The organism is Streptomyces sp. NPDC029139 (assembly GCF_055564335.1).
In genome coordinates this window covers 19267-30265 of record NZ_JBVHWN010000025.1, presented here as the reverse complement: position 1 = coordinate 30265, position 10999 = coordinate 19267, and the positions used below count along the sequence as shown (strand labels likewise).

At 72.1% G+C, this 10999-nt stretch carries 11 protein-coding genes and 1 pseudogene; 6 read left to right on the top strand and 6 right to left on the bottom strand.

The window, feature by feature from the left end:
* Positions 1 to 214: 214 nt before the first annotated feature.
* Complete coding sequence (gene trxA / locus ACZ4VW_RS31845; RefSeq protein ID WP_467968503.1) at positions 215 to 577, bottom strand: thioredoxin; 363 nt, start codon at positions 575 to 577, stop codon at positions 215 to 217.
* Positions 578 to 739: 162 nt separating this feature from the next.
* Here trxA and ACZ4VW_RS31840 point away from each other — a divergent pair, with 162 nt between their 5' ends.
* Both ACZ4VW_RS31840 and ACZ4VW_RS31835 read left to right on the top strand, forming a co-directional pair.
* Positions 740 to 2191: a dihydrolipoyl dehydrogenase family protein gene (locus ACZ4VW_RS31840; RefSeq protein WP_467968501.1), complete on the top strand. Its 1452-nt coding sequence runs from the start codon at positions 740 to 742 to the stop codon at positions 2189 to 2191.
* Complete coding sequence (locus ACZ4VW_RS31835; protein WP_467968499.1) at positions 2188 to 3051, top strand: 3'-5' exonuclease family protein; 864 nt, start codon at positions 2188 to 2190, stop codon at positions 3049 to 3051. Before ACZ4VW_RS31840 ends, ACZ4VW_RS31835 begins: the two co-directional genes overlap by 4 nt.
* A gap of 220 nt (positions 3052 to 3271) precedes the next feature.
* Here ACZ4VW_RS31835 and ACZ4VW_RS31830 read toward each other — a convergent pair whose 3' ends face one another.
* The gene (locus tag ACZ4VW_RS31830) at positions 3272 to 3889 is read right to left on the bottom strand and encodes a TetR/AcrR family transcriptional regulator (protein WP_467968497.1); all 618 of its coding nucleotides are present in this window, start codon (positions 3887 to 3889) and stop codon (positions 3272 to 3274) included.
* A 141-nt stretch (positions 3890 to 4030) separates the two neighbouring features.
* Here ACZ4VW_RS31830 and ACZ4VW_RS31825 point away from each other — a divergent pair, with 141 nt between their 5' ends.
* Together ACZ4VW_RS31825 and ACZ4VW_RS31820 are read left to right on the top strand one after the other, a co-directional pair.
* Positions 4031 to 5425 (top strand): purine-cytosine permease family protein, encoded by a 1395-nt coding sequence (locus ACZ4VW_RS31825; protein ID WP_467968495.1) that lies wholly within the window; start codon positions 4031 to 4033, stop codon positions 5423 to 5425.
* Between the two features lie 75 nt (positions 5426 to 5500).
* A complete protein-coding gene (locus ACZ4VW_RS31820; protein WP_467968493.1) occupies positions 5501 to 7168 on the top strand; it encodes an amidohydrolase in 1668 nt (555 codons plus the stop codon).
* Between the two features lie 97 nt (positions 7169 to 7265).
* Here the strand turns inward: ACZ4VW_RS31820 and ACZ4VW_RS31815 are convergent, their stop codons facing one another.
* The 3 genes from ACZ4VW_RS31815 to ACZ4VW_RS31805 all read right to left on the bottom strand — a co-directional run bounded on the left by ACZ4VW_RS31815 (position 7266) and on the right by ACZ4VW_RS31805 (position 9170).
* Complete coding sequence (locus tag ACZ4VW_RS31815; RefSeq protein WP_467968507.1) at positions 7266 to 7601, bottom strand: DUF305 domain-containing protein; 336 nt, start codon at positions 7599 to 7601, stop codon at positions 7266 to 7268.
* 72 nt (positions 7602 to 7673) lie between these two features.
* Entirely contained in the window at positions 7674 to 8018 is a 345-nt protein-coding gene (locus tag ACZ4VW_RS31810; RefSeq protein WP_467968492.1) for a tetratricopeptide repeat protein, read from the bottom strand.
* 186 nt (positions 8019 to 8204) lie between these two features.
* Complete coding sequence (locus tag ACZ4VW_RS31805) at positions 8205 to 9170, bottom strand: pirin family protein (protein ID WP_467968490.1); 966 nt, start codon at positions 9168 to 9170, stop codon at positions 8205 to 8207.
* A 323-nt stretch (positions 9171 to 9493) separates the two neighbouring features.
* On the opposite strand from ACZ4VW_RS31805, the gene ACZ4VW_RS31800 reads away from it, so the two are divergent.
* The gene (locus ACZ4VW_RS31800; RefSeq protein WP_467968488.1) at positions 9494 to 9655 is read left to right on the top strand and encodes a hydrophobic protein; all 162 of its coding nucleotides are present in this window, start codon (positions 9494 to 9496) and stop codon (positions 9653 to 9655) included.
* Between the two features lie 89 nt (positions 9656 to 9744).
* A pseudogene (locus ACZ4VW_RS31795) lies at positions 9745 to 10017 on the top strand (PRC-barrel domain-containing protein); the annotation flags it as partial.
* A 455-nt stretch (positions 10018 to 10472) separates the two neighbouring features.
* Here ACZ4VW_RS31795 and ACZ4VW_RS31790 read toward each other — a convergent pair.
* Complete coding sequence (locus tag ACZ4VW_RS31790; protein WP_467968486.1) at positions 10473 to 10973, bottom strand: MarR family winged helix-turn-helix transcriptional regulator; 501 nt, start codon at positions 10971 to 10973, stop codon at positions 10473 to 10475.
* Positions 10974 to 10999 lie beyond the last annotated feature (26 nt).

Sequence of the window (10999 nt, the reverse complement as noted above, 5' to 3'; positions counted from 1 at the left end):
TGGGGGGGGGGTGGGGGAGGGGCGGGGGGGGGGGGGGGGGGGGGGGGGGGGGGAGGGGTGGGGGGGGGGGGGAGGGGGGGGGGGGAGGGGGGGGGGGGGGAGGGGGGGGGGGGGGGGGGGGGGGGTTTGGGGTCGTGGGGGGGGGGGGGGGGGGGGGGGGGGGGGGGGGGGGGTTTTCTCCCCCCCCCCCCCCCCTCCGTACTGCTGCTCCGCCTTACTGCTTGGCGCTCTCGATGGACTTGCGCACCTCGTCCATGTCGAGCTTGCGCGCCTGGCCGATCACGTCCTCCAGCGCCGCCTCGGGCAGCGCCCCGGGCTGCGCGAACACGGCCACGTTGTCGCGCACGATCATCAGCGTCGGGATCGAGCGGATCTCGAACGCGGCGGCCAGCTCCTGCTGCGCCTCGGTGTCGACCTTCGCGAACACCAGGTCCTCGTGGCGCTCGGAAGCCGCCTCGAAGACCGGCGCGAACTGGCGGCACGGACCGCACCAGGAAGCCCAGAAGTCGATCAGGACGAATTCGTTGTCGCTCACGATCTGATCGAAGTTGTCCTTGGTGAGCTCAACAGTGCTCATGCTTTTCTTACCTCTCCGGTCTCCTGGCGGTTTCCTCACGGTCCCCTGGGGACTCGCCCCGCACAACGGCGGATCGAGCCGCGCTATTCCACGCCGTTCCGGGGCCGCACGGCCTTGCCTGCCCCTGTGGCCGTCGCGCACACCTGCCACCAGACTGGGCCCATGACGCGAGTGGCGGAACACGAGTACGACGTGGTGGTCCTGGGAGCGGGGCCGGTCGGCGAGAACGTGGTGGACAGGGCCCGGGCGGCCGGGCTGAGCGTGGCGGTGGTGGAGAGCGAACTGGTCGGCGGCGAGTGCTCGTACTGGGCGTGCATGCCCAGCAAGACGCTGCTGCGCCCGGCCATCGCCCGCTCCGACGCCGGCAAGGTGCCGGGGCTGCGCCAACTGGTCCAGGGGCCGCTGGACGCGGCGGCGGTGCTCGCCCATCGGGACTACTACGTCTCGGACTGGAAGGACGACGGCGCCGTCCGCTGGCTCGACTCCACCGGCGCCCGGCTCTACCGCGGCCACGGCCGGCTCCACGGCGCCCGCAAGGTCGACGTCGAAGGCCCCGAGGGCGACCGGCACCTCCTCACCGCACGGCACGCCGTCGCCGTCTGCACCGGCAGTCGCGCCGCGCTGCCCGAGCTGCCGGGCCTCACCGGGGCCAGGCCCTGGACCAGCCGGGAGGCGACCAGCTCCCACCACGTCCCCGGCCGGCTGATCGTGGTCGGCGGGGGAGTGGTCGCCGCGGAGATGGCGACCGCCTGGCAGGCCCTCGGCTCCCATGTGACGGTGCTGGTACGGGGCAAGGGGCTGCTCTCCCGGATGGAGCCGTTCGTCGGTGAACACGTCGCCGACGCCCTCACCGAGCGCGGCGCGGACATCCGTACGGGCGTCGACGTGACCGCGGTCGTGCGCGACGGGGGCACCGGGCCGGTCACCGTGGTCCTGGAGGGCGGCGACCAGATCGAGGGCGACGAGGTCCTCTTCGCCACCGGCCGTGCCCCGCGCACCGACGACATCGGACTGGAGACCGTCGGCCTGGAACCCGGTTCGTGGCTCTCCGTGGACGACAGCCTCCGTGTCACGGGAAGCGACTGGCTGTACGCCGTCGGGGACGTCAACCACCGGGCCTTGATGACCCATCAGGGCAAGTACCAGGCCCGGATCGCCGGGGCCGCCATCGCCGCCCGCGCGGCCGGCGCGCCCCTCCGGGAGAGCGACCGCTGGGGCGCGCACACGGCCACCGCCGACCACGCGGCCGTGCCCCAGGTGGTGTTCACCGACCCCGAGGGCGCGTCGGTCGGCCTCTCCCTCGCCGAGGCCGAACGCGCCGGACACCGCGTCCGCGCCGTCGACCTGGACCTCTCGGGCGTGGCGGGCGCCGGCCTGTACGCCGACGGATACCGCGGTCACGCCCGGATGGTCGTCGACCTGGACCGGGAGACCGTCCTCGGCGTCACCTTCGTGGGCCCCGGCATCGGCGAACTGCTCCACTCGGCCACCGTCGCCGTCGCCGGAGAGGTGCCGATCGAGCGGCTCTGGCACGCCGTCCCCGCCTATCCGACGCTGAGCGAGGCATGGCTGCGGCTCCTCGAGGCGTACCGGGACGGTGCGGGGACGTCATGAACACCGGGGCCCCGGACCTGACCAACGACTACGACGGGCCCTGCGCGGCCTGCGGAACGGTCGTTCCGGCCGGGACCGGGGTGCTTCGGCACGGCCCGACCGGTGGCTGGCGGGTCTTCCACCCGGGGGAGGCACCGGAACCCGCGCCGCCGACCCGGCAGGCTCTTCCGGGCTGGCACCGGCGGCCTCTCATGGCCTTGGACATCGCGACCACCGGCACCCGGCCGGCCGTCGACCGGATCCTGGCCGCCGCGATCCGGGCCGACGACGGCACGAAGAGATATTGGATCGTGGATCCTGGATCCAATATCCCTTCCTCCGTGTCCGGTGTGGCTACGGGCATCACCGTCGAGCGCGCCCGGGCGGAGGGGGCTCCCGCCGAGCGCGCCCTGGAGGAGCTGGCGACGCTGCTCGCCGACCACTTGGCGTCGAACGAGATCCTGGCCGTCTGGTTCGCCCCTCACGTCCTCACCACACTCCACGCCGAACTGCTGCGTCATGGCGTGGCTCCGCTGACCGACCGGCTCCCGCACGGTGTGGCCCCGGTCTGCGACCCCCTCGTCCTGGACCGCCACGCCGACCGCTACCGCCCCGGCCGCCGCTCCCTGCGGGCCGTCACCGCCTGGTACGGGATCCCGCACGACCGCCCCGGTGACCCCGCGTCCGACGCCGCGGCCACACTGGAGCTCGCTCACGTGATCGGGGACTCGTACGCGTCGATCGCCCGGCTCTCGCGCCCGGCGCTCCACACCGAGCAGATCCGCTGGTACGCCGAGCAGTCCCGCCGTCACCCCGACGCCCCGGACTGGCCGTTCGCCACCGTCGAGCCGCTGCCGTGGAAGGACCCGCCGGCCGCCTGAACGTCGGCATCGCCCCGGGCGGCCGCCCGGGGGCCGCCCCTGAGACCGGCCGAACCCTGACGTCAGCCCGCCTTCGGGCCCGGCCGTTCCACCGGACACGCCTGTTCCTCCCGACCCGCCTTCGGGATCGGCCCGCCTTCAGGCCCGGCTGTTCCGCAAACCCGCCTTCGAGCCCGGCCGTTCCTCCGGACCCGCCTTCGGGACCGACCCGCCTGCGGTATCAGCGCGCCTTCGGGATCAGTCGGTCCGCGGCCGCCCGTGCCGCCTCGATGGCCGGGCGCGCGTCCCGCCCCGACTCCTGACCCAGCACCACGCGGGTGCTGAGACCGTCGAGAAGCGCGAGGAGTTCGGAGGCGCGGTCGGTGATGTCCGCCGCCTCCATCGGGGCGAAACGGGACTGGGCCACGCCCTTGGCGAGCAGCGCCTCCAGGTCCGCCTGCCAGCCGCGGTCCAGCTCCCGCTGCGCCTCGCGCAGCGCGTCGTTCGCCGGGATGCGGGCCCAGAGCTCGATCCAGAGCGTCCAGCGCGGATCGCGCGGGCCATGCGGGAGGTAGAGCCGGAGAAAGAGATCCAGCTTGCGCTCCGCTGTCAGCCGCCGCGCCAGCAGCGCCCGGCGCTCCTCGGCGAGCGCCGCTTCGCTCCAGCGCAGTGCGGCGAGCAGCAGCAGGTCCTTGCTGCCGAAGTAGTAGAGGATGTGGCCGCCGCTCGTACCCAGACGTTCGGCAAGTGCCGACATGGTCAGCGACGCCAGCCCGCCCTCGGCGATGGCCGCCATGGCCTCTTCGAGCATCCGCTCCTGGGCGATGTGCCCGTCGCGCCGTCGCGCTGCGCCTGCCACCCGCTCCGCCTCCGTCGCCCCTCACCCGATGGTCACGACTTTAACCGCAGGCCGCCGAGGTCTTGACGCGGTGTACCCCGCTCCCACATCTTGAATGCCGTTCTAACTTCTAGAACGTCATTCAAAGTCTGGGGAGCGCGCATGCTGCACGAGGAGAGAGTCGCGGACACCGGCCGCGACGAGGTCTTCCAGGTCGAGGGCCACGGCATCGACCCCATCCCGGACGCCGAACGCCACGGCAGCGCCAAGGACGTCTTCTGGCTCTGGTTCGGCTCCAACCTCACCTTCACCTACGTGATCAACGGCGCCCTCGCCGTCGCCTTCGGCCTCTCCTTCTGGCAGGCCACCGCGGTCGTCGTCATCGGCGGCCTCTCCTTCTTCGCCATCGGCGCCGCAGGACTCTCCGGCGTCCGCACCGGCACCGCCACCCTCGTCATCTCCCGCGCGGCGTTCGGCGTCCGCGGCAACTGGCCCGCCGGACTGCTCAACTGGGTCGTCAGCATCGGTTACACGATCGTCAACACGGTCGTCGGCACCCTCGCGCTCGACGCCCTCTTCGCCGACCTCGGCTGGGCGGGCGGCCACACCTCGCGCGCCCTCGCCCTCCTGGTCACCCTCACGATGACTTTCGCCATCGCCCTGTGGGGCCACGCGACCGTCCAGTTCGCCGAACGCTGGATGGCCTACGTCCTCGCGCTCGGCTTCGCCGCCCTGCTGGTCTTCGTCCTCCCAGGCGCCGACACGTCCGCACCGGCCGCCGGCCCCGGCGCCGCCGGCTGGAGCCTCGCCTTCGTCGTCATGCTCGCGGGCCCCTTCTCGTACCTCCCGATGCCCGCCGACTACACCCGCTACCTGCCCCGCACCACCTCGCTCAAGGCCCTCACCTGGAGCGGCGCACTCGGCGGTTTCCTCTCCTCCGTCGCCCTGGGCGTCGCCGGCGTCGCCGCCGCGACCCAGGCCGACATGACGGACGCGGTCGCCGGTGCCGAGGGGCTGCTCCCCGGCTGGTTCCAGCCGCTCTTCCTCGCCCTGGTGCTCGGCGGATCGGTCACCAACTCGATCATCACGCTCTACTCCTCCAGCCTGAACCTCCAGGTGCTCGGCATCCCGTGGAGCCGCGCACGAGCCATCCTGATCAGCGCAGTCGTCACCGCCCTCGGCTCGCTCGGCGCGCTGTTCCTCACCGACTTCACCACCTCCCTGCTCTCCTTCCTCTCCCTCCTGATCATCGTCTTCGCCCCCTGGGGCGGCGTCTTCCTCGCGGACATGGTCCTGCGCCGCTGCACCTACGACTCCGACGCCCTGCACGGCGGGGAACAGGGGGCCTACTGGTACCGCTCGGGCTGGCACCCGGCCGGCACGGTCGCGCTGCTCGCAGGCATGGCGTTCGCCGCTCTCACCTGCGACTCCGAACTCTGGACCGGCCCGCTGGTCGCCCCGCTCGGCGGTGCCGACCTCACCCTCCTCGGCGCCGTCGTCTCCGCGCTCGTCTACGTCCTCCTCGTCCGCCGCACCGTCACCCCCGTCCGGCCGTGACGCCGACGACATCCGCCACCACCGCACCACCGCAGCACCCGCACCACCACTGAATGAAGCTGGAGTCCGCCCCGCATGAACCACAGCACCACCCCCGCCGACCTGGTCCTCACCCGGGCCCGCGTCCACACCGTCGACCCCGCCCTGCCGGAGGCCCAGGCGCTCGCCGTACGTGACGGGCGGATCGTCTGGCTGGGCGCGGACGCCGACGCGTCCGCCTGGGTCGGACCGGACACCCGGATCCTCGACGCGGAGGGCCGGCTCGTCCTGCCCGGGTTCATCGACGCCCACAACCACGTACGGCTCGGCTCCGACGACGCCTGCGTCCAGCTCGCCGGCGCCCGCACCCTCGACGAGATCCACGAGCGGATCCGCGTCTGGCGCGCCGCCCACCCCGGCACCGCGTGGATCGAGGCCGAGGCCTTCGACTACTCGGCGATCCCCGGCGGACGGATGCCGACCGCCGCCGATCTCGATCCCGGCACCGACGACACACCCGCCCTCGTCCTCAGCTACGACGTGCACACGGCCTGGCTCAACACCGCGGCCCTGCGCCGGCTCGGCATCGACCGCGACCACGTCGACCTCCCCTTCGGTACGGCGGTGACGGACCCGGAGTCCGGGGAACCCACCGGCTTCGTCAAGGACTTCGCCGTCAAGGGCCTCTCCCGCGACGGGCACCGCGCCCTGCGCGAACTCGGCGTGCCGTGGGCCGCGCCCGACCGCCAGTACGGCCGGCTCGCGAAGAGCCTGGACGACGCCATCGGCTACGGCGTCACCACCGTCGTCGAGCCCCAGAACTCCCTCGACGACCTCGCCCTGTTCGAGCGCGCCCGCGCCGAGGGGCGGCTCCGCTCCCGGATCGTCGCCGCCCTCTTCCACCCGCGCGGCACCACCGAGGCGGACCTCGACGCGTTCGCGGCCGCGGCGGCGACGTACGACGACGACCGGCTGCGGGTCGGCCCCCTCAAGCTGTACATCGACGACGTCGTCGAACCGCGTACGGCCGCCCTCCTGGAGCCGTACGCCGGCTGCGGCCGGCACCGCGGCGACACGTTCTATCCGCCGGAGGAGTTCGCCGCACTGCTCACCGCACTCGACGCCCGCGGCTTCCAATGCTTCGTGCACGCCACCGGCGACCGGGGAATCCGTACGGTCCTCGACGCCGTCGCCCACGCCCGCGCCGCCAACGGGCCGCGTGACGCCCGCCATCAGGTCGTCCACGTCGAATGCCTCGACCCGGCCGACACCCCGCGCTTCGCCGCGCTCGGCGTCGTCGCCTGCATGCAGCCCCGGCACGCCGCCCCCGACATCGCGGGGCCGGGCAAGGACTGGGCCGAGAACATCGGCCGCGACCGCTGGCACAAGGCGTGGCCCCTGCGCAGCCTGCACGCGGCCGGAGCCGTCCTCGCCCTGTCCAGCGACTGGAACGTCGCCGAGATGGACCCCATGGTCGGCATCTACACGGCGGTCACGCGCCGCCCGCTCCACGGCGGCGGGGAGCCCTGGACGCCGGAGGAGACCATCGACGTCGCCACCGCGATCGAGGGCTACACCATGGGTTCGGCGTACGCCAACTTCCTCGAGACGGAGCGGGGATCGCTGAGCGTCGGCAAGCTCGCCGACTTCGTCGTCCTGTCGCGGGACATCCTGCGCGTCGACCCGGAACGGATTCCGGGCACGGTGGCCGAGACGGTCGTGGTGGGCGGCGAGGTCGTGCACACCTCCGCCCCGCGCGGCTGATCCGTACGACCAGCCCTGGCGGAGGCGCGTGGCGGCCCTCCCGGAGGAGCGCCGCCACAGACGCGCGCGGTCGGAGCCGGTCAGGGGGGCCAGGCGGTCAGAGCCGGTCGAGGATCTTCCGCAGTTCGGCGATCTCGGCGGACTGCGTCCGGACCACGTCGTCGGCGAGCTTCTTCGCCTTCGCGTCGCGGCCGTCCTTCAGCTCCGTCCTGGCCATCTCGACCGCGCCCTCGTGGTGCGCGATCATCAGCTCGGCGAACTTCCGGTCGAAGGGCTTGCCCAGTGCATCGCGAAGACACCGAGAGCGAGTACCACGACGAGCAGCAGGTGCGCCAACGCGCTTCCCGCTCCCGTGTCGCGTCCTGCTCGTCCCGTACGCACGACTCGAACCTCCCGGAGCGTCCCTACCGAACCGCGCCCACCGCTCGCGCAGGCTGCGGACGGCCGCAGGCCGGCTCGTGAGGGCGACCCCGACGAGCCGGCCCGTCGCCCGGGTCCTCCGGGCTCACTCCGTCGTTTCCCCGGACATCGCGGCCGCGAGGCGCAGGTGCGGCGCGGCCTCGGCGGCCCGGCCCTGGCGCTCCAGGGTGCGCCCGAGCATCAGCCGGGCGTAGTGCTCCACCGGGTCCCGGTCGAGCACGGCGCGCAGCTCGGTCTCGGCGCGGGACAGCTGCGCGGAGTGGTAGTACGCGCGGGCGAGCAGCAGGCGCTGGGCGGTCTGCGCGGGGTGCTCGGCGACCAGCCCGCGCAGGATGCGGGCGGCCGTCAGGTACTCCTTCGCCTCGAAGAACAGCTGGGCGCGGTCCCAGCGCTCGCCCGCCGTTCCGAACTCGTAGTACGTGTCGTTCACTTGCACTCCCTCGTGGCGTCCCTGCCCTGCCGCCCGGTGGGGCGGCACCGGCGTCAACACCGGAATAGTGGTTGAATATTCCACTACTGTTCCCTGTGGAGACACGCGCACGTTCTCACCGGACAGGAACAGGTTGAGCGTCATGAGTGATCGCGGGCATGCGGGCGGGAGCGTCGGCGTGTCGGTCTACCGGGTCCGGCCGCGCGGCTTCAGCGGCGTTGCGGGCAGCGCCGGCGCGGCGAGCGGGCCGCCGTCGTATCCCTTGACCTCACCGAACCGGGAACCGGTCATCCAATCGTCGCGGGCCTGCTCGATCTCCGCCTGAGTGCGCCCGACGAAGTTCCACCACATGATCAGCTCCTCCTCGAACGGCTCGCCGCCGAGCAGCATGAACGCGGCGTCGGACGCGGCACGCAACGGCAGCTCGGTGCGACCGCAGCCGAGGTAGAGCAGCGAGCCTGGCAGGACCGGGACGCCGTCGACGTGCACCTCGCCCGACATCGAGAGCACGCCGTACTCGAAGTCGCGGACCAGGGGCAGGCGTACGTCGGCGCCGGCGGAGAGGGAGAGGTCGGCGCCGACGAGCGGGGTGTAGGTGGTGCCCGGCGATGCCGCGCCGTCGAGGTCGCCGAGGATCACTGTCGCCGTGAGGCCCGGTGCGGTGACGGTGGGAAGCTGGGCGTGGTGCTCGAAGTGCGGCTCTACGTGGCGGTGGCTGTCGGGCAGCGCCACCCACAGCTGGGCACCGTGGAGGAATCGGGCGTGGGGCCTGGGGCTCTCCTCGGAGTGGGAGATGGCCCGGCCCGACGTCATCAGGCCCAGCTCGCGCGGGCGGATCGTCTGCAGGCTGCCGGTGCTGTCACGGTGCAGGACCTCGCCCTCGTGGAGCCAGCTCACCGTCTGGAGCCCCATGTGCGGGTGCGGCGGGACCTGCATGCCAGGCTCGTTCGCGATGTCATCAGGACCGTAGTGATCGACAAATGCCCAAGCGGCGATCATGCGCCGGCCGAGATTCGGGAGCAGGCGGCGCACTTCGGTCGACTCACCGAGTTGCACGCGGCGAGGGGACAGCAGCTCTCGCACGGGTTCCGCGACGACGAAGCCGCGGCCGCCGCACAGGCTCGGTACGGCCTGACGATCAAGGTTGCTCATGCGGCCCAACCTAGCGCGCTCGCGTCGGTCGGCAAGAAAGCCGGCGCCCCAGGTCCTGCCCCGAGCGCTTTCCTTCACCGCTGCTCTCTCGCACCGCACCGTCCCCACCGGATGTCTGGCCCTCGCGATCGGCGTTGTGTTTTCCGTCGGCTCCTGGCCCCCTACGGTTACCGGGCCGTGTGCCCGTGGGCGGGCTCCACAGCCTTTCCGCTTTCCGGGCGCGCGGAGCCGGAGCGCGGCGTCCGGCCCTGCTTCGAAGAAGGCGCGGCCGAGTTCGGTGTGTGGTCGGCTTTGCGGGGCATCCGGAGTCCCGGAGGTAATGCATGGTTCCCCTGCTGATTGTTCTTCTTCTTGTTCTGCTTCTTTTCGGCGCCGGTTTCGTGGTCGAGGCGTTGTGGTGGGTCGCACTGGCCGCTCTGGTCCTCTGGCTGCTCGGATTCTTCGCCCGGTCGCGGGCCGGCGGCAGCCGCTGGTACCGCTGGTAGCCACGCGACGACGGGCCGATGGAACTACGGACGCGCAAGAGCGCCGGGAATGCGGGCATCCATCGTGGCGGAAGAGGAGTGGATTTCACATGAGCGAGAGCGCGTGGAGTTTCGCGGAGACGTCGGGTCATCTGGCGGGCACGGATCTGACCGGATGGAGGGTCGAGGCGACCGACGGCCACATCGGGACGGTGGACAAGCACTCCGACGAGGTCGGTGCCGCCTACCTGGTGGTCGACACGGGGGTGTGGATCTTCGGCAAGGAGGTGCTGCTTCCGGCGAGCGCGGTGACCCGCGTCGACCGGGTCGCGCACACGGTCCATGTGGACCGCACCAAGGACCAGATCAAGGCCGCGCCGGAAGGCGAGGCGCGCATCGGCGTCCGGACCTGCGCGGACGTCGTCCTGGCCCTCGGCAAAGTGGAGCAACACGCCTCGGAGACGCCGCAGTTCCGTGCCGGCGCGGCTGCCGCGTACCAATGGGCGACGAGCCGCACGGAGCGCGCGCCCATCACTGGTGCGGACGCCGGTGGCACCCCGGACCTGCCGTTGCTCACCGCCGAAGTGGACGCGATCCTGGTGCAGTTGGGCGACCCGGCGATCGCCGAAGGCACCCAGGCGTACCTGCGGGGGGCGCACGAGGCCCTCGCCTGGATCTGCGGACAACGGGACCGGGCCGCCTGACGCGCGACCGTGCCCTTCAGGCATCACCGCGCAGGGCCACCGGTCGCCGACCCGAACAGGGAGAGTTCCGGGTCACCGAGTGGCGGCGCCTCGAGCCATCGCTCGCTCGGCCTGGGGGGGTGCCGAGGAGAACGTCAGGCGGATTCCACGGCACTGCTGCCGCGCCTCTCGTTCTTCAGGACGGTCGCCTCGACGGCGGAACCGAAGCTGTTCAGGCCCTTGGCGAGCGCGAGTCGGTCCTCAGGCGGCATCGATGCGATAACCCTTCCCAGCCCGAGTTCGCGGCGGGCTCTCACAGCCTTGAGGTAGGTCTCCCCTCGGCTCGACAGACGCAGCTCCAGTTCACGTCGACTGGCCGGGCTGAGAGAGCGCTTGATGAATCCCAGGGCGTGCAGGCGATCGCACATACGGCTCACCGAGGAGGGAGCCGAGCCGAGTGCCTCGCCCAGGGTGCGCAGGTTGATTCCCCGGTTGCGATCCAGGACGTAGAGCACTCGTAGCTGTGACGAGGAGACAGGAGCGGTCGGTGTCAGGTCCCGGCCCTGACTCCAGAGCACCTCGAGCAGTTCGATGACCCCACGGGTTGTCCGCGCCACAGCATCCCGATCACGGCACGGGGAACTTTCGGAATGCATGCCCTCAACTGTGACACCGCCCAATG